This is a genomic window from Nocardia sp. NBC_01499 (assembly GCF_045040275.1).
Lineage (GTDB): Bacteria > Actinomycetota > Actinomycetes > Mycobacteriales > Mycobacteriaceae > Nocardia.
The window spans coordinates 251,856-269,180 of sequence record NZ_CP109426.1; the positions used below are offsets into that span (position 1 = coordinate 251,856).

Here is a 17,325-nt window from a genome sequence, read left to right on the forward strand (position 1 = left end):
CCTACCCTACGTCGTCCACTTACCCCGAACGCCGTCGAAGACCTGAGCCGCCGGATCCGCCGTGATCTTGTCGGAATCCGTGTCGTAGTCATACAACTCGGCGTACCGACCCCAATCGATCGCGATATCGAGTTGCCGCCGAGCATCTTCCGGCCCGAACCCGCGGCGCAGCAGATCGAGGAAGAAACCCGCGCGCAAGCTACCGTCGGAGCTGCCGGTGAGGCCCTTGCAGATGGTGCGGACCAGGGGGGCGCGGTGGCGGGCTTGTTCGGCGAAGATGCGCTTGCTCTCCTGGATATCGGCGGTGGTGAAGCGGGTGCCGATGTCGGTGAGCAGGACGTCGCCGTCCTCGACGGTGATGAAGCCGAGCATTTCGGCGGCATCGACGAGGGGGAGCAGGTCGTCGATCTCGAAGTTGAGTTCGTCGGCGATATCGGGCAGGTCGGCGCGGCCGCCGGTGGCGTAGACGAGTTCGACCAGACCGGCGAGGCCGCCGACCGAGGCGTCGGGTAGCGGCTGCGCGGTGGGGGTGGCCTTATCCGGTTCCGCGACAACGGGTTCGGTGTCACGGCCGGTGAGCAGGCCGTAGATCTGATCGACCATGGCCTCGAACCACGGCGCGCGCCGATCGCGCGGGCGCTGTTGCGACACCGCGATTTCGGCGATGATGCGACCGGGATTGGAACCGAGCACGAGCACCCGGTCGGCGAGCTGCACGGCCTCCTCGATGTTGTGCGTGACGACGCAGATCGCCTTGGTGGGGAAACCGTCGGTGGCCCACAGGTTCACGAGTTCGGTGCGCAGGTTCTCCGCGGTGAGCACGTCGAGCGCGGAGAACGGCTCGTCCATGAGCAGCAGGTCCGGCTCGAGCACCAGTGCGCGGGCGAACCCGACCCGCTGGCGCATGCCGCCGGAAAGCTCCTTCGGATAGGCGGATTCGAAGCCGTCGAGGCCGATCATGTCGATGGCGGCCAGCGCCCGCTGCTGCCGCTCGGCGGGCGGCACGTTGCGCGCGGCGAGCCCGAGCTCGACATTGTCCTGCACGGTGAGCCACGGCATCAGCGCGAACGACTGGAACACCAGCGCGGCACCGGGATTGCTGCCGTTGAGCGGGGTGCCCCGGTAGGTCACCTCGCCGTCGGACGGCGCGATGAGCCCGGCGATGATGCGAAGCAGCGTGGACTTGCCGGAGCCGGAACGCCCGAGCAGTGCGACGATTTCGCCGCTGCGCAGCTGCAGATCGATACCGTCGAGCACCCGCAACTCGTCGCCCGCGGCACCGGTGAATCGCTTGCCGACCCCCGAGATGTCGAGCAGCACATCGCGGTTGGCGTCGGTGGTGGTCACGGTCATGGTCGGTCTCCCGTCGAACGAATGGAGAAACAGCGGGCGTTCACAGCGAGTACCGCCGTTCGGCCAGTGCGTAGAGCCGCCGCCAGAACAGCCGGTTGATGCCGACCACATAGATGCTCATGACCAGCACGCCGATCAGAATCCGTGGTGAGTCACCGACTTTGGTCGCCTCGTGGATATAGGAGCCGAGCCCCGCCGCCACCAGCGTTGTCGATCCGTAGTCGACGACCTCCGAGACGATGGACGCGTTCCACGCGCCACCCGCCGCGGTGATCCCGCCGGTCACATAGCTGGGGAAGATGGCGGGCAGGATCAGCCTGCGCCACCACAGTTTTCGCGGCAGCTGCAGGTTGGCCGCGGCCTCGCGCAGATCGGTCGGCACCGCGCTCGCGCCCGCGATGACGTTGAACAGGATGTACCACTGCGCGCCGAGCGCCATCAGGATGGTGCCAGCCCAGTTCAGGCTGGCTCCGCTCCACACGAGAACGGCGGTGATGAACGGGAACAGGAAGTTGGCCGGGAAGCTGGCCAGCACCTGCACCACCGGCTGCGCGAGCCGAGAAACCTTGGGGTTCAACCCGATCCACACGCCGATGGGCACCCACACGATGGTGGCGAACACCAGCAGCACGACCACCCGCAGCAGCGTCAGGAAGCCGAGCCCGAACGCATGCCCGACCTCGCCGAATCCGGCGGTGGATTCGATGTAGTCGGCCACCCGATACCCGCCGTAGGCGACACCCACCGCGACGACCGCGGCGAACACGAGATCACCGGCGCGGCGCCGAACCGGCGAGGAGTGCAGTGGGTACTCGGCGAGCCCGAACACGCTCATCAGCCGATCGATCGGCGACACCAGCGGACCGAACACCTTGCCGAGCAACAGCGGAATGTGCGAGCGCCGCAACAGATTCAGCATCACGCTGCGCGGCGCTTCGGCGGCACCGGTGTCCTCCACCCGGAACCGCTCGGCCCACGCGGTGAGTGGGCGCCAGAAGAGGAAGTTCACCCCGACGACCATCACGATCATCACGCCGATCGCGATGAACACTTTGCCGAGATCGCCGTCCCCGGTGGCCGTCGCGACATAGGAGCCGATGCCGGGCAACGCGTATTCGTGGTTGTTCACGCTGATCGCCTCGGACGCGACCAGGAAGAACCAGCCGCCGCCGAAGCTCATCATCCCGTTCCAGACCAGCGGGATCATGCCGCTTGGCACGTCGACGCGCCAAAACCGTTGCCAGCGTGACAGTCTCAGATTGCGCGCCGCCTCGTCCAGCTCGCGCGGCTGCGCGGCCAGGCTGTGATAGAACGCGAACGCCATGTTCCACGCCTGCGAGGTGAAAATCGCGAAGATGGAGGCACTTTCGAGGCCGAGCTGGGAGCCGGGGAACAGCGCGATGAACCCGGCGACGGTGATCGACAGGAACCCGAGGATCGGCACCGACTGCAGGATGTCGAGCAGCGGAAGCAGTACCGTCCGGGCTCGCCGCAACCGCGCCGCCGCGGTCGCGTAGACGAAGGTGAACAGGATCGACAGCCCGAGCGCGGCGAACATCCGCAGCAGCGAGCGCGCCGCGTAGTAGGGCAGCTGCGCCGGATCGGTGGACACGGTGGCGGGCGCCGCGGCCTGGTCGAACGGCACGTTCGCGCTGGCCGACACGCGCACGACCAGCCAGATCAGCACCGCAGCCCCGACGAACACGACGGCGTCGGCGAACCGATTGCGCGGCCGGTCGAGCGCGCTGCCCGCAGGGAAAGAACGAAGCAACGTCATGCCTGCGGGCCCTTCACATCCGTAGTAGCGATATGCCAGCCGACGCTGGTCACCGACGGTTCCAGGCTGAGCCTGCTGACCGCGGACTCCATCTGGCGGTCGTCGCGCTGGTCGCCGAACAGTTCGGCGCGCACCTCGACCCGGCCGGGGGTGCCGGTGTTCGCGCTGGAGATGGAGATGAGCTGAAAGTCGGTGCGGGTCAACGCTTGTACGAGCAGGGCGCGCACGTGGGCTTCGTTGTCGTCGTTGGTGACGGCGGCGAACGCGTAGGAGGCGGGCTGTTCGTGACCGGCTTCGGGTTGCTTGTCCACGGCGCGTCCGGCCGCACGCAGTGCGACATTGACGCCGACCACCGCGACCGTTCCCGCCGCCGCCGTGCTGTACATCCCCGCACCGGCCAGCGCGCCGACCGCCGCCGCGCACCACAGGGTGGCCGCGGTGTTGAGGCCGCGCACGTTGAGCCCGTCACGAATGATGACTCCGGCGCCGAGGAAGCCGATGCCGGACACGATCTGTGCGGCGACGCGGGTCGGGTCGGCGTCGCCGCCGGAGAAGCCGTTCGCCGAAAGCAGCACGAACAGTGTGGAGCCGGCGGCGACGAGCGCGTTGGTGCGCAGGCCCGCCATCCTGGCCCGATACTGGCGCTCGAAGCCGATGGCCGCGCCGAGGCCGACGCCGGCGAGCAGCCGCAGGATCATTTCCACTGTTGTCATGACCGCACTCCCTGAACTTTGTCAGCGCACCGTCGAAAACAGCAGGTTACGGGGTATGTCCCGAAATCAAATCGGCTGTTGAGGTGTCACCGGGTGAACAATTGGCTAACGGGGGATACGGACTATTACCGCCGGGCATCCGGCTCACCTCCTTCGTCCATCAGCGCACGGCAAAGCCGAGCGTCACGTACTTGATCGTTGCAGAGCGCTACGAGGGAACCCAGCGCTGGGTCATCTTTCTTGGCAGAAAGCGCCGGTCGTGCCCCTCCTCGTAAGACCTTTGGCACTTCACGGCGTGAACCCGGTGGGTCGGGAGCCAATCGGGATCACCCCTTAAGCCGGGGAGATCTGTCCTGACCCGGGGCGTCTCTCGACGTTCGGGGTCGCTGGCCTGTTTCCGTGAAGGAGCCTCAGCGAACGATCGGCACCTTGCGGTCGCAAGTAAACACCTGAACGGAAACATCTGCAACCCGGATGTGATCGCGGTCGCACTTCGGGCCCAATTCCGTTGTGCGCGAACCGAGAACGCGTCGGGTCAGGACTTGTAGAGCGAGCGGTACGCGGTGATCACCGCGACGCAGTGGTCGATGATCTCGTCGCGGGTGGCACGTAGCGAGCCGTTGAGCCAGGCGGAGAACATGCCCGCGTTGCCGCTGGCCATGGTGACCGCGGCGAGCCTGCGTTTGACCGGGTCGTCGATGTGGGCGAACAGGTGGTCCTGCATGAGCCGGGTGAACACCGGCATCACCGAGATGGTGGTCTGGCCGAGGCCGGTGCTCGAGTAGGGCTCGACCAGGAACAGCCGGGATTTGCGCGGGTCGTCGAGCACCTTGTCGACCAGGATTCTGGCCAGTTCGCGGTCGCGGGTCGGTTCGTCGGTCGCGGCGAACGCGGTCATCGGCTGCAGGAACTCCTCGGCGACCTGCCGGTAGAGCACGTCAAGGAGCTCGTCGCGGCTGGTGAAGCTCTCGTAGAAGTACCGGTCGGTGAGGTTGGCCCTGCGACAGACCGCGCGCATGGTGACCCCGCTGGCGCCCGCTTCGCCGATCAGATCGAGCGCGGCCTCGAGTAGCGCGGTGCGGCGCGCCTCTCTGCGTTCGGTGAGGGTCGTGCCGCCCCAGATCCGCGGGCCCGCGTCGTCGTCTGATTCCTGGCCTGATTGCACCGCACCAGACTAGTGCCTGGTCGGCGGCGCGCCCGTCGGCGTGGGTGCCGACGGGCCGCTCGGCCGCGTGCTCAGGGCAATACGAGGCAAGCGGGGCCGAGGGTGACGCCGTTGCCGACGGTGGCCGCGGTCGAGACGAACGCGCCGGAGTTGTGCACCGCGAAAACGGTGTGATTGCCGGGGATCAGCGGTGTCCACTTCGCGGTGACGGTGCCCGAGGTCGGGACGGTGACCCAGCCCGCGGGGTCGAAGGTGCCGGTGGGATCGAAGAATCCGACGACGTCGCCGGGAGCCGCGGTGGCCGTCGCGATGTAAGAGCAGTTCGTGCCGAACGAGCTGGAGCTGCCGAAACTCAGTCCGGGCGCCACCCCGACGGCGGTGACCGCGGCCGGTGCGGCGGGCGCGGTGAGCACCAGGGCAGCGGTGATGGCACCGAACGAGGTCAGGGCGGCGGCGATGGATTTCTTCGACCGGTACATGAGGAATCATCTCTCTCGGACGTGGCGACAGCGCTGGCTTCCGCGCTTGGTGTGTAGTCTCCGCGCGACCCGAAAGAGACACGCGCGGAATGGCGGATGGCCCGCGCGCGTCACCCGCCACTTTCCAGCGGCAGTCCGGCATCCCGCCAGGCAACGATGCCGCCCGCCAGGCTGCTCGCGTCGTAACCCGCCTGCTTCGCGCGGGTGGCGAAGCGCAGCGACAGCTCGCCCACCGGACAGACGAACACCACCGGTCGTGAGCGGGGGAACGGGATGCCCTGGGCGAACATGTCATCGAGCTGATCGTCGCGAATGTTCAACGCGCCGGGCACATGCCCGATCCGATAGGCCATCGAGCCGCGGGTGTCGACGATGGTCGGCTTGCCGGTGCGCTCCAGCTCGGCCAGCTCGCCGGGCGAAAGCGTCGGCGTGACAGCCTGTTCGGCCGCGGTGAGCGCGGGTCGGCGGCCGCCGCGGTCGAACAGTTCGGGCCTGCGCTTCTTGATGTAGGACAGGTACGGTTCCAGCCGATCGCAGACGATGAACACGGCGACGACCGGGCCGTCGTGATCCGAAACATCTAATGCAGCAAGCATTTCCAACGCAGCCGCATAGCTGGCCCCGCTGGTCGGACCGGCCAGGATGCCGTAACCGCTGGCAAGCCGAAGCGCGGCGTCTACCGCGTTCCCGGCTTCGACGCTCACGATGTCGTCGTAGAAGTCGGCTTGGAACAGGCCGACATCCCACATCTCACTCTCCGAGCGGATCCCGGGAATGAAGTCGGTGCGGTCGGAAACGACTGCGATGGTGCGCAATTCGGGATTGTGCTTGCGCAGGTAGGTGGCGGTACCCCTGGTCGAACCGGTCGTGCCGAGTCCGCCGATCAGATAGTCGACCCGGTTGATGCCGTCGGCGGCCAGGTCTTCGTGGATCTCCCGGCCGGTGCCGTGGTGATGGGCCTCGATGTTCTTCTCGTTGGTGTACTGCGACGGATGAAAGTAGGCGTCGGGCTGCTGCGCCATCGTCGCCTCGATCACCGAGTACACGTCGTTCGGCGTGGTCGGATCGGGGCATTCGGACAAGCCGGGCAGCTCGACGATCTCGGTCCCCAACAGCTGCAACAGATCTCGCACCTCGGCGACCTTGATCCGGTTGGTCACCGCGCGCAGCCCGACACCGTGCATCGCGCCGAGAATCCGCAGCGCCTTGGCGGTATTGCCACTCGACGCTTCGATGAAGCTCTGCCCGTTGGCGACGATGCCATCGAGCTCGTCGCGGATCATGCCCCACGCCACCCGGTCCTTGACCGAGCCGAAGGGGTTGTACGACTCCAGCTTCGCGTACAGCTCGACATTGCGCAGGCCGTGCACCGCGGGGTCGAGGCGAAGCAGGGGAGTGTTGCCGATGAGTTCGGTGATGTGGTCGTAGCGCATCAGGGCGCCTCGCTCGGCATCGGCGAACGCCGTGGTGTGTGCTGCTGCGGTGGCCCGATCGGCGGGTCCGGTTCGTAGTCGGCGTCGAGGCAGACGTGGAACGCGCCACCGCGGTGCGCGACCGCCAGTTTGATCGGCGGCGGCCGCATCGACGCCGTCGCCGCGGACAGATCCATGTGGTAGGCACCGGTATTCGGGAACACCACCAGATCCCCGGGGCGCGGTCGCTCCGATAGCCACACCTTGTGATTGGTGATCAGGTCACGCTCCAAGCAGAGCCGTCCGGCGAAATACACGCCGACGGGCGAGGTTTCGTTCGAGACGCCGTGCCTCGGCAGGATGATCGGATCGACCATCACCTCCTGATCGGCCGGTGTCACCGAGTCACGACTGAGGTCGACATTGACGAGCACACTGCCGTCGGCGATCTCCTTGACGAACTCGACCATGGCCACCGTCACCCCCGCATGATCGACCAGCGCCTTGCCCGGCTCCAGCCACATGTCCAACAGATTGTCCGAGGCCACCTCGGCGACGGTGCGCCCGCCGTGCCGTTCCAGCGGCGCGGTGAACAAGTCCTCGAGCATCCTGGTCGCCGGAATCGTGTTGGCGTACTTATGGAATACCGGTATCCCGTGCACCGCGCCACCGGCCACGTGATAGCCGAAGGTATTGCTGCCCCAGCTCATCGGCTCGCCGCGGCCGAGCAGCGATTCGCGCAGCGCGTGCACGTACGCGTCGAACTGATCGGCGTCCTCGGTGAAGACCTGGCGGTACCCGCCGCCGATATTCAGCACCGACGGCGTCAACCCACGCCCGTAGGCTCGTTCGACCAGCGCCAGGCACGCGTCGATCGCGCGAATCCGTTCGCCGGTGTCACCGGAGTCGAGGTGAAACGCGAACCCGAGGAACATGATTCGATCACGGTGCGCTGCCAGCAGATCGAAGGCGCGCTCGATGTGCCCGAGCGGCACCCCGAACCGGCTCACCTGACCGTCGTCGAATCCGGAAACCCGAAGCAGCACCGGCACTTCGGTGTGTGCACCGGCCAACTCGGGGATGCGCGCCAACTCCCACAGGTTGTCCACGTTGATCGTGAGACCCCGATCGATCAGATCACGCAGGAACACATCACCTTTCGGCCCGGTCACCTCGATATGCTGCGGCCCGAACCCGGCGGCGATCGCACTGGTCACCTCCTGCGGCGAGGTGGCGTCGATGGCGATTCCGGCCCGCGCGGCCGTTCGCACGAACGCGCGGGATTGATTCGCCTTGTGCGCGTAGCAGATTCGGTGCTGGGTCAGCAGCTGATCGAGCGCATTGCGAAACTGCGCGAGGTTCTCCGCGTACACCTGCGGGAACACCAGGTGCACCGGCGAGCCGAACCGCTTCAGCGCCGCCGCAACGGCGCCGGGGGTATCCAGGAAGGCGCGCACCAGCGGATCGATCTTCGCGGGCAGCGCCGGAGTCGGTGCCGTCATACCGCGGTTTCCGACGGCAGGGCACCCTCCGCCGCGATCTCGGGCCGTTCGGCGACCGGGTTGTAGCCGCCGTCCCGGATGGCCTCGAAGGCCCTGGCACGGTTGCGTGGACTGCGGAATTCGGCGACCACTCGCTTGCTGATCAGATCGATCTCGACCACCCGGATATCCATCGACTCCAGTACCCCGCCGATCGTCCGGACGCAGTGCTTACAGGTCATATCCGGCACGTAGAACACCTGATCCTCGGCGGTGGCTGCCCGATCGGCGATGCTCTCGTCCAGGTCGGCGCTCACCTCGACGAGCTCGCATCGGTTCGCGAGCTGGCCGAATACCGCGACGAACTGATCGACCACCACCGGCAGGATGCTGTAGTGCCCGCCGCCGAGATGATGCGGCATCGCGGCCAGGCAGGCGGGTCTTGTACCCGCGGGCAGCAGCGCGTACTGACGCGAGATGAGGTCGAGGTCGTCGTGATACTTGGCCAGTGCCGCCGGAATACTGAGCCCTTCGACGTGGGTGGCCCGGCGCATCACCGTGTGCGCGTCGGCGATCGTCGCGTCCTTCATCGCGCGCAACGTCGCGACCGTCTCGGCGGAATAGCGCACCGTGCCGTCCGGCTGCGCGATCAGGGTCACCGGGATCATCCCGCGCCGGTAGGTCGAGGCCTGCAGCTCCCAATACCAGCGCGTGGCGACGGCGGAGAAGAGGCCGGATTCGCGCATGCCGAGGGCGAATTCGGCCGCGCCGCGATACGGCGTCTGCCTGGCAAGCAGGGCGTGCTGGGCCAGTGCTCGCCCCGCGGCCTCGATACCGACCCGGAAGATATCCATCGGCTCGTGGTCGGTGGTCGTGCCGTCCAGCATCGCGTGATCACGTGGGCCGAGCGCGGAAATGCGTTGGGCAAAGGCGGTATTCGCGTCCAACGCGTGCCACAGCGCAAGGACGGTCTCGCGCATGGCGATCGGCACCAGCGGGCCGAGCCCGTCGGCGCGATAGTGGCCGGTATTGGGGATGCCGTCGCTGTCGGTCCAGGTGATCCGATGGGTCGCACTGGTGACCTGGTACGACCGGCACGGCCGCATGAACCGCTCCAGATACAGCCGCTGCGAATAGGTGAGGTGACTGTTCGGCTCGGTATGCAGTGCGGTGCAGGTGAATTCGAACCTGCGCCGGTCGGGGACGGGCACCGGTGTCGCGAACAGACCAGGCTGCGCCAGCCCGGCGAGCACCCGGGACGCGGCCCGCCGGTCGTAGCGCGGGGTGTCCATGGTCATCTGACCTCCTCGGCAATCGTCATGACGCACTGGGTGAATCGGTCGATCTCGTCGGCGGTGTTGTAGATGTGCGTGCTGACCCGCACGGAATCGTCGGCGTCGGCGAGGTGCTGATCGACGGCGCTGTCCTTGACCGCGACGGTGCAGTGCAGGCCGGTGCGCACCAGGAAACCCAGTTCGCTCAGTACGAATCCGAGGTCGGTCGCGGAGATCCCGTCGAGAGTGAAGGAGACGATGCCGTAGCCGCGCGCGCTCGGCGCATGCGCTGGGCCAGGCAGGAATTCGAGGCCGCTGATGGGGCGAAGACCCTCGATGAGCCGCACGGTCAGCTCGCGATTGTGCGCCGCGATGACGCCGATATCGAACGACTCGAGCACCTCGAGCGCGCTGCCGAGCGCGAGAATACCGGGGATATTGTGCGTGCCGCCCTCGAGCAGCGCGGGCATCGCCGCCGGCACCAGCCCAGCCTCGCTCACCAGCACCCCCGAGTTACCGCCGGGCAGGAATGGCACAAGACTATCGTGGACTCGCCTGTGGCAGTACAGGATTCCGGTTCCCGGCGCGCCGAACATCTTGTGCGCGGCGAAGATCGCGAAGTCCGCGCCGAGCTGGGTCACGTCCACCGGCACGTGCCCACCGCTCTGGCTACAGTCGAAACACAGCAGGATGGCGGGATCGAGCAGGCCGCGCAGCTGCGCGAGCGTGGTCAGGCCGCCGTAGACGTGGTGCAGGTGGCTGGTGGTGATCAGTCGGGTGCGCGGGGTGACCTTGGCGAGGATGTCGGCGGTGTCCGCCTCGCCGGTGTCGGTGACCCGGTAGGGGACCAACTCTATTCGGCGCCCGAACCGGGCGAGCAGCCCGCGCAGGTGATACCACGGATGCACGTTCGACGCGTGATCGGTTGGGCTGTAAAGGATTTCGTCGCCGTCCTCCAGGACGGCCAATCCCCAGGACAGCGTGACGGCGTTGAGCGCCGCGGTGGCGCCCGCGGTGAAGACCACCTCGTCGGGATGCTCGGCGCCGATGAAGGTCGCCGTGCGATCACGGATTCTGCTCAGTCGGGTGGTGAGGCTGGTCGCCCACGGATAGGTGCCGCGCCCGGCATTGGCGGTTCGTGAGCTGTGATACCGATGAATGGTCTCGATGACCGGCAGCGGCTTCTGCGTCGTCGCGGCGCTGTCCAGATAGATTTCGGTGGATTCGGCCAGCGCGGGAAACAGCTTGCGAATGTCGGCGGGGGTCTGCGTCGACGCCGCCGATAGTCGGGCGGCCGATGGCCGCGCGAAATGCGACCTCGAGGCATGGGATCGCAACGTGACGCTCCCTCCGCAAAACCGCTTCACACGTGCGTTGGACGCCACCAACGATACGCACTTTTGGCAGCGTCTTCGAAGGTTATCGCGGCCTCGGACATTCCTACCCGCATGCCCTTCGAGGGCAACAGCTTTCACCTACTAGGGTGGACCCATGGCTTTGACCTTGAAAGAGCGTCAAGAGTTCCTCGCGCAGCCGCATATCGCGGCGTTGTCCGTGGCGGGCGGTCCCGGCCGGGGCCCGCTGACCGTGCCCATCTGGTACCAGTACGAGCCCGGATCCGAGCTGTGGGTGCTGACCGGGGCCGAGTCACGGAAGCTACGGCTGATCAAGGAGTCCGGGCGTTTCTCCTTGATGGTGCACCGAATGAAGCCGACCACTCGGTATGTGACGGTGGAGGGCTCGGTCTCCAGGATCGTGCCGATCACTGAAGAACTGCACCTGGAAATGGTGCACCGCTATCTGAGCGGGGATGCCGTCGACAAGTACATGGAGCATGCGGCCGGCTTCGGCGATCAGGTCGCGATCTATCTGCGGCCCGAGCACTGGCTGTCCGCCGACCTCGGGAGCGTGTGAGGCCGAACCGTCGCCGCCGGGCTAGTAGTTACCCTGTAGGTACTCGACAAGGTGCTCACGCTCGGTGGCGAGTTCGGAGATCGCGCTCTTCACTACATCGCCGATGCTGACGATGCCGACCAGCCTGCCCTGATCGACAACGGGCAGGTGTCGAATCCGATGCTCGGTCATCGTGTTTCGCAACCCGTCGACCAGGTCGTCGGGCGCACAGATGCGCACATCGGTGGTCATGATCTCCGACACGGGCGTATCGAGCAGCTCCGCGCCGCGCGCGTGTAAGTTGCGCACCACGTCGCGTTCGGAGATGATCCCGACGATCCCATCGCCGTCACGTGACACGACAACCGCGCCAATGTTGTACTCGGCCAACGTGGCCAGCAGGCTCCGTATTGTCGTATCGGGAGCGACAGTGGCCACGTCGCTACCTTTTCTGCGCAATATCTCGGCTATTCGCATACTTTCACCATCCAGTGTCCGCGGCAGTTTCAGGATCCCAAGTTCGCGCCCCGGTGGCTAGTGCCCCGTCACAAACGACGGGTGACGCTATTGTCCAAATCGCGGGCAAGCAGGGCGATCGCCGCCTGCGAAATCCCCGCCGAGGTGGCGAGGTCGATGGTGGTGAGCTGCGCGATGCGGCGCAGCCGATAGTCGACGGTATTCGGGTGCACATACAGCTGACGTGCGGTGAGCTGGCGGTTCATATCGTTGCCGAGGTAAGCGCGCATGGTCTCGAACAGTTCGGCGTGCGCTTCGAGCGGGTCGAGAATCGTGGCGATCCGCCGGGTCGCCGGGCCGCCGCGGGTCAGTTGATATTCCACGGCCAAATCGGCCATGTGATATAGGCCAGGGGGCTTGCCACCCACCCGGACCAGATTGAGCAATTCGTGTGCCTGGTCGGCGGATTCGGGCACCTCGTCGGTGCCGCTGGCGACGACCGTCGCGGTGAGCGGCACCTCGGCCGCCTCGGCCAGCCGGGCCAATGTCTCGGCGGTCATCGTCGCGTCGCCGCCGTCGCCCGCCAGGATGAGCATCGTGCCGCCCTTGGTGCTGAGCAGCGCCAGTGCGCGCGAGGCGAACACGGTGGCCAGCGCGGATTGCAGCCTGCGCAGCTTGCGGCGGGCCGCGACGTGCGCGTCGACCCGCTGATCGCGTTCGTCCGGATGCTCCGAAAGCGATAGCGCCACTACCTGATACGCGTCGGCGATCGGGATGCCGGCCTGCCTGGCCAGCGCCGAGCTGCCCCGCCCGCTCAGCAGCGCCGAGGCGAGGGTCTGCGCGGCGGTCTGATGTTCCTTGGCGACGAGATGCTGTTCATCGACATAGGCATCGGCCACGGCGGCGGTGACCGCCTCGAGTAGTTCCAGCATGAGATCGGTGGCGACCAGCAGTTCGTCCACGTCGTCGGCCCTGGCGGGCGCGGTGACCAGGCCGAACGCGATGCGCACGCCCTCGTGGTAGCCGCGCAGGATAGTACTGAGTGGCACGCCCTCCCTGGCCCACTGGGCGGCGGCCTCGCGTACCTCACCGAATTGCTCGTCGCCGGGAACGGTACGCCGGTCGAACATTTCGGCGACGAGGCCGAGGCAGCTGCGGGTGAGTTTGGTGATGTCACCGCGCAATTGTTCGCCGGGAAGGGAGCGGCACGGTGCCATGCAGGTGGCGAAGTAACCCACCATCCGTGCGGCGACACGGTCGGTGTTCTGCAGCGGTACCGAAGCCGGCTGGCCGCCGATTTCCAGCGCCGTGTCGGAGGAATCAGCGGGAAGATGCAGCGCGGAGAAGGTCATTCGGGTCGCTCCATTGCCACGTCGGGCGTAATAGAACTGTGCCCGAATCGTTCGGCTCACTATACGAAAGGGTACTGCGCCTGGGAAGTTATCGGCGAGATCCATTGGGAGCCTACGGCATTATCGGGGTGACCCATTCGTGACATCGCACTGTGCCGGGACATCGGCGCGCTCGCGCGTTATGCTGCACGGAATGTGCGGCTGCCGCGAACATCGATGCGTGCCAACGGATTCGAGCGACTACTCGTCGTCGAGTCCGGCGGACAGGTAGGCGGCCGCAGCGAGCCACTGCCTGCACTGCGGGCCGTGTACCTCGTGGGCAGACAGGATGTCACGCGCTAGCCGATAGGTAAGGCCGGGTGGTTCGACACCGCAGTCGGATACCGTGACCGGAGCGGGATAGTGCCGCAAAGTCTCGACGCCGGTGCCGATGACGGCAACCCGGCGGGGAGTCCGGAATGGCTGGCTCATTCGACCGCCCCTCGCGTGTGGCGTGTGGGGAGTTGCTGTGTAGGCGCCGCCGGCTCGAATCTCCCTGCGTACCTCCCCGATATGGGTCCGAGTCTATGCCGCCGTCGCTTACAGATGCAAGTACATTTGCACAGACGGTCGCGATGAACTGAGGTCGAATTCGAGCGGAACGGCGGTCATCGATGACCGCCGTTGTCGTACCCGATCGGACTATGGCTTGCGGGCTACCGCACAGTAGGCAGAGATCGGCCTGGTCAGGGCGTTTTCAGCGGGTTCGGTTCGCCACTGGGTGATCGAAACGAAGCCTGGCTCAACGAGTTCCAGGCCGTCGAAGATTTCGCGGATCTGTTCCTTGGGACGCGGCAGATAGGGCGCGCCGCCGGTGCCGGAGTAGTTTTCGCAGAGCTTCACGTAGTCCGCGCTGTCGTCGGTGCCGTCCCAGGCGACGAGGTAGCTGCCGGATGGCACGGCGGCCACGACGGTCCGCACGATATGGGACATGTCTGCGGCGGACGCGGCGTGGCCGAGTACCCCCATGAACATGACGCCGATCGGCTTGTCGAAGTTCAGCACGTTCTGCGCATCGGCGACGATGCCGTCGGGATCGTTGTAGTCGGCGTCCATATAGGTGGTCACGCCTTCGCGAGTCGTGTTGGTCAGCAAGGCTCTTGACTGCACCAGCACCATCGGGTCGTTGTCGACATAGACGACCTTCGATTCCGGCGCGATCGCCTGGGCGACCTCGTGGGTGTTCTGCATGGTCGGCAGGCCGGTGCCGATGTCGAGGAACTGGCGCAGCCCCGCCGTGTCTGTCAGATAACGGACGGCGCGGATGAGGAATTGGCGCGATTGCGTCGCCATGGTCGTGATTTCGGGATCGACCTCGATGCCGGCGTCGCCCGCGATCCGGTCGATCTCGTAATAGTCCTTGCCACCCATCCAGTAGTTCCAGATGCGCGCCGAGTGCGGAATATCGGTCCGGATCACGGGGCTGTTGTCCTCTTCTGGCATGGGCTTGGGCTCCTCGAGAATGCCGGTGTCAGCACGTGTTCGGCGAGCGTGCACCGGGGGTGTCGCGAATGACTGATACATCCGATCTGCCCTGCGACAGTACAAGATTCAACCCTTCCCGGCAGTCGCGATCGACGGCCTGACCAGTCCCTTCGTTGGTCGAAACATTGGCGCCTCAGATCCCGGACCGGATGGTCCGAATTAGTAGGCGCGCTGCGGCGAACTTCGTGCTATCGTCCAAAGTGTTGGTGCAGATGCAAGAACGTTTGAGCGTGCAGATGCACAACCGATTGCCAAACCTAGCGTTAACCGGAGGAGTGGGGAACATGTCGGATACATCCATCAACAAGGTCACTGGCTCATGGCGCAAGAGCACCTACAGCAACCCGAGTGGCAACTGCGTCGAGGTCGCCGAGGCGACCAACGGCCAGGTAGCTATGCGGAACTCCCGGGATCCCGAAGGCGGGACGCTGTTCTACACCCGCCCGGAAATCGATGCGTTCGTTCGCGGCGCGAAGGCCGGGGAGTTCGACTATCTGACGAGCTGAGCGGTAACATTAGCGATCGGTGCGGTGTGTTTCGCGACAGGTGGTTGTGACACACTGTGGGTAACCCCCGAGTATCGGAGACGAACTCCATGATCGCTGAACCCGACGACGATGGTCAGGTGCATCCCGTTGTCGCGGAACGTGGTCCGACGGTGCTACGAATCGCACTGGGCGGCCAGTTGCGCAGACTGCGTGAGGCAAAAGGAATCACCCGAGAGGCGGCGGGCGACGCCATCCGTGGCTCGCATGCCAAGATCAGTCGTCTCGAGTTGGGCCGCACCGGTTTCAAGGAACGCGATATCCGGGACTTGCTGTCGCTATACGGCGTCGACGACGTCGAAGAGCGCGAGCGGTTCCTCGATCTGGCCAGGCAGGCGAACGAGCCCGGTTGGTGGCATCGCTACAGCGATCTGCTGCCGCAGTGGTTCGGCACCTACCTCGGTCTCGAACAGGCAGCGAGCAAGATCCGCACCTACGAGGCGCATCTTGTTCCCGGACTACTGCAAACCCCCGAATACGCCAGGGCGGTAGTGGCGCTCGGGTATGAGGATGCCGATACCGATCGGCGGGTCCAGGTACGCCAACGCAGGCAAGAGATTCTGCATCGGACGGAGCCGCCGATCGTGTGGGCGGTCATCGACGAGGCTGCGTTGCATCGTCCGGTCGGCGGTCCTCGGGTACATCGCGAGCAGATGGAGCACTTGATCAAGCTCGCCAGTCTGCCGCACGTCACCGTTCAGGTGCTGCCGTACTCGGCGGGTGAACACGCCGCCGCGGGTAGCTCATTCAGCATCCTGCGCTTCGCTGAGTCCGAGCTGCCGGACATCGTATATCTCGAACACCTGACCAGTGCACTGTATCTGGATCGCAGACAAGACCTGGCGCTGTATCTCTCGGTCATGGACCGACTGAGCGTGCAGGCCGAGCGGCCGGAGAAGTCGGTGGAAATCCTCGGAAAGTACGCCGAAGGTTACGGTTACTGATCACCCCTTCGAGGGGATCATGCGGGAACGCGTCACAACGTACAGACCAGAACACCGCGCGTCACGAAGTCGGCCGTGGTGGTCTGGATCGTGCGCTGTCCCCTCCCGGACATATCGGGTTCGTTCGGGCTCTGTGCGCGGTTCAGCGCAACATAACTATTCGGTGGGGACCTATCCGATGGCTTCGCGCGCCACGCGGTCCAATGCGCAATCAGCTGCCGATAATGGGCTGCCGCGGCCCACGCTTTCGATACTGAACCGCGAGATAAGTACCTGTGGCGCAGGGCAATTCGGTGGGGGAAAGCAAGGCTATACCGGGCCGATGGCACCGAAGGGCGCAGGGTCGGCGGCGCTGGTCAACTCAGCACGAGCGCCATGCGATTCGGCACGCTCGCAATGCGACTCGGTATGTGCGGAGCGCGTGCCAAGCGGATCGATACACGGGCAATGCGATTCGGCATGTGTGACAGGTGGATCGGCGCGCGGGCAACATGGCTCGGTATGCGCGGGGCGTGTGGCATGCGGATCGACGCGGGGGCAACGCGATTCGGGGTGTACCGCGCGCATGTCAGGTGGAGCGGCACGCGGCCAATGTGATTCGGCACGCGCGGCGGGTGGATCGGCGCGCGGGCAACACGGCTCGGTATGTGCGGGGCGCGTGGCATGCGGGTCGGCACGTGGGCAATGTGACTCGGGGAGTACCGCGCGCATGTCAGGCGGATCGGCGCGCGGGCAATGTGATTCGGCAGGTGGGGTGGCGCTCGGGCGACGCGACTTGGTATGTGCGGGGCGCGCGGCATGCGGGTCGACACGGGGGCAATGCGATTCGGGATGTACCGCGCGTGTGTCAGGTGGAGCGACACGGGGGCAATGCAGTTCGGCAGGCGCGACAAGTGGAGCGGTGAGTGGCCGATATGACTCGGTATGTGCGGAGCGCGTGCCATGTGGATCGACACG

At 65.9% G+C, this 17,325-nt stretch carries 16 protein-coding genes and 1 riboswitch; of the genes, 3 read left to right on the top strand and 13 right to left on the bottom strand.

Annotated features, from left to right (window positions below; translation table 11 throughout):
* Positions 1-6 precede the first annotated feature (6 nt).
* From OG203_RS01095 to OG203_RS01135, 9 genes are all read right to left on the bottom strand, one after another.
* On the bottom strand, positions 7-1,353 hold the full coding sequence (locus OG203_RS01095) for an AAA-associated domain-containing protein (RefSeq protein WP_405163751.1): 1,347 nt from the start codon (positions 1,351-1,353) through the stop codon (positions 7-9).
* A gap of 40 nt (positions 1,354-1,393) precedes the next feature.
* On the bottom strand, positions 1,394-3,130 hold the full coding sequence (locus OG203_RS01100) for an ABC transporter permease (RefSeq protein ID WP_405163752.1): 1,737 nt from the start codon (positions 3,128-3,130) through the stop codon (positions 1,394-1,396).
* Positions 3,127-3,843, bottom strand: a complete 717-nt coding sequence (locus tag OG203_RS01105; RefSeq protein ID WP_405163753.1) for an MgtC/SapB family protein — start codon at positions 3,841-3,843, stop codon at positions 3,127-3,129. Before OG203_RS01105 ends, OG203_RS01100 begins: the two co-directional genes overlap by 4 nt.
* Before the next feature lie 258 nt (positions 3,844-4,101).
* Positions 4,102-4,272, bottom strand: a riboswitch (M-box (ykoK) riboswitch).
* Between the two features lie 106 nt (positions 4,273-4,378).
* The gene (locus OG203_RS01110) at positions 4,379-5,008 is read right to left on the bottom strand and encodes a TetR/AcrR family transcriptional regulator (RefSeq protein WP_405163754.1); all 630 of its coding nucleotides are present in this window, start codon (positions 5,006-5,008) and stop codon (positions 4,379-4,381) included.
* 71 nt (positions 5,009-5,079) lie between these two features.
* Positions 5,080-5,487 carry a hypothetical protein gene (locus OG203_RS01115; protein WP_405163755.1) on the bottom strand — a complete coding sequence of 136 codons (408 nt, stop codon included), beginning with the start codon at positions 5,485-5,487 and terminating at the stop codon, positions 5,080-5,082.
* A gap of 110 nt (positions 5,488-5,597) precedes the next feature.
* Positions 5,598-6,920: a pyridoxal-phosphate dependent enzyme gene (locus tag OG203_RS01120; RefSeq protein ID WP_405163756.1), complete on the bottom strand. Its 1,323-nt coding sequence runs from the start codon at positions 6,918-6,920 to the stop codon at positions 5,598-5,600.
* Positions 6,920-8,401 (bottom strand): decarboxylase, encoded by a 1,482-nt coding sequence (locus OG203_RS01125; protein WP_405163757.1) that lies wholly within the window; start codon positions 8,399-8,401, stop codon positions 6,920-6,922. Before OG203_RS01125 ends, OG203_RS01120 begins: the two co-directional genes overlap by 1 nt.
* A complete protein-coding gene (locus tag OG203_RS01130; protein ID WP_405163758.1) occupies positions 8,398-9,678 on the bottom strand; it encodes a heavy-metal-associated domain-containing protein in 1,281 nt (426 codons plus the stop codon). Before OG203_RS01130 ends, OG203_RS01125 begins: the two co-directional genes overlap by 4 nt.
* The gene (locus OG203_RS01135) at positions 9,675-10,991 is read right to left on the bottom strand and encodes an aminotransferase class V-fold PLP-dependent enzyme (RefSeq protein ID WP_405163759.1); all 1,317 of its coding nucleotides are present in this window, start codon (positions 10,989-10,991) and stop codon (positions 9,675-9,677) included. Before OG203_RS01135 ends, OG203_RS01130 begins: the two co-directional genes overlap by 4 nt.
* Positions 10,992-11,145: 154 nt before the next feature.
* Here OG203_RS01135 and OG203_RS01140 point away from each other — a divergent pair, with 154 nt between their 5' ends.
* Complete coding sequence (locus OG203_RS01140; protein WP_405163760.1) at positions 11,146-11,568, top strand: pyridoxamine 5'-phosphate oxidase family protein; 423 nt, start codon at positions 11,146-11,148, stop codon at positions 11,566-11,568.
* A gap of 21 nt (positions 11,569-11,589) precedes the next feature.
* On the opposite strand, the gene OG203_RS01145 is transcribed toward OG203_RS01140, so the two are convergent.
* The 4 genes from OG203_RS01145 to OG203_RS01160 form a co-directional block, all read right to left on the bottom strand.
* A complete protein-coding gene (locus OG203_RS01145) occupies positions 11,590-12,024 on the bottom strand; it encodes a CBS domain-containing protein (RefSeq protein WP_405163761.1) in 435 nt (144 codons plus the stop codon).
* 68 nt (positions 12,025-12,092) lie between these two features.
* A complete protein-coding gene (locus OG203_RS01150) occupies positions 12,093-13,355 on the bottom strand; it encodes a PucR family transcriptional regulator (protein ID WP_405163762.1) in 1,263 nt (420 codons plus the stop codon).
* A 240-nt stretch (positions 13,356-13,595) separates the two neighbouring features.
* A complete protein-coding gene (locus OG203_RS01155; protein ID WP_405163763.1) occupies positions 13,596-13,826 on the bottom strand; it encodes a hypothetical protein in 231 nt (76 codons plus the stop codon).
* A 210-nt stretch (positions 13,827-14,036) separates the two neighbouring features.
* On the bottom strand, positions 14,037-14,837 hold the full coding sequence (locus tag OG203_RS01160; protein WP_405163764.1) for an SAM-dependent methyltransferase: 801 nt from the start codon (positions 14,835-14,837) through the stop codon (positions 14,037-14,039).
* A 326-nt stretch (positions 14,838-15,163) separates the two neighbouring features.
* On the opposite strand from OG203_RS01160, the gene OG203_RS01165 reads away from it, so the two are divergent.
* Both OG203_RS01165 and OG203_RS01170 read left to right on the top strand, forming a co-directional pair.
* Entirely contained in the window at positions 15,164-15,385 is a 222-nt protein-coding gene (locus tag OG203_RS01165) for a DUF397 domain-containing protein (protein WP_405163765.1), read from the top strand.
* An 89-nt stretch (positions 15,386-15,474) separates the two neighbouring features.
* A complete protein-coding gene (locus tag OG203_RS01170) occupies positions 15,475-16,368 on the top strand; it encodes a helix-turn-helix domain-containing protein (protein ID WP_405163766.1) in 894 nt (297 codons plus the stop codon).
* Positions 16,369-17,325 lie beyond the last annotated feature (957 nt).

Bases quoted from the DNA above. Each gene is read 5' to 3' on its own strand.
- OG203_RS01095 (WP_405163751.1), bottom strand. From the start codon at position 1,353: ATGACCGTGACCACCACCGACGCCAACCGCGATGTGCTGCTCGACATC.
- OG203_RS01100 (WP_405163752.1), bottom strand. From the start codon at position 3,130: ATGACGTTGCTTCGTTCTTTCCCTGCGGGCAGCGCGCTCGACCGGCCG.
- OG203_RS01105 (WP_405163753.1), bottom strand. From the start codon at position 3,843: ATGACAACAGTGGAAATGATCCTGCGGCTGCTCGCCGGCGTCGGCCTC.
- OG203_RS01115 (WP_405163755.1), bottom strand. From the start codon at position 5,487: ATGTACCGGTCGAAGAAATCCATCGCCGCCGCCCTGACCTCGTTCGGT.
- OG203_RS01120 (WP_405163756.1), bottom strand. From the start codon at position 6,920: ATGCGCTACGACCACATCACCGAACTCATCGGCAACACTCCCCTGCTT.
- OG203_RS01125 (WP_405163757.1), bottom strand. From the start codon at position 8,401: ATGACGGCACCGACTCCGGCGCTGCCCGCGAAGATCGATCCGCTGGTG.
- OG203_RS01130 (WP_405163758.1), bottom strand. From the start codon at position 9,678: ATGACCATGGACACCCCGCGCTACGACCGGCGGGCCGCGTCCCGGGTG.
- OG203_RS01140 (WP_405163760.1), top strand. From the start codon at position 11,146: ATGGCTTTGACCTTGAAAGAGCGTCAAGAGTTCCTCGCGCAGCCGCAT.
- OG203_RS01145 (WP_405163761.1), bottom strand. From the start codon at position 12,024: ATGCGAATAGCCGAGATATTGCGCAGAAAAGGTAGCGACGTGGCCACT.
- OG203_RS01150 (WP_405163762.1), bottom strand. From the start codon at position 13,355: ATGACCTTCTCCGCGCTGCATCTTCCCGCTGATTCCTCCGACACGGCG.
- OG203_RS01155 (WP_405163763.1), bottom strand. From the start codon at position 13,826: ATGAGCCAGCCATTCCGGACTCCCCGCCGGGTTGCCGTCATCGGCACC.
- OG203_RS01160 (WP_405163764.1), bottom strand. From the start codon at position 14,837: ATGCCAGAAGAGGACAACAGCCCCGTGATCCGGACCGATATTCCGCAC.
- OG203_RS01165 (WP_405163765.1), top strand. From the start codon at position 15,164: ATGTCGGATACATCCATCAACAAGGTCACTGGCTCATGGCGCAAGAGC.
- OG203_RS01170 (WP_405163766.1), top strand. From the start codon at position 15,475: ATGATCGCTGAACCCGACGACGATGGTCAGGTGCATCCCGTTGTCGCG.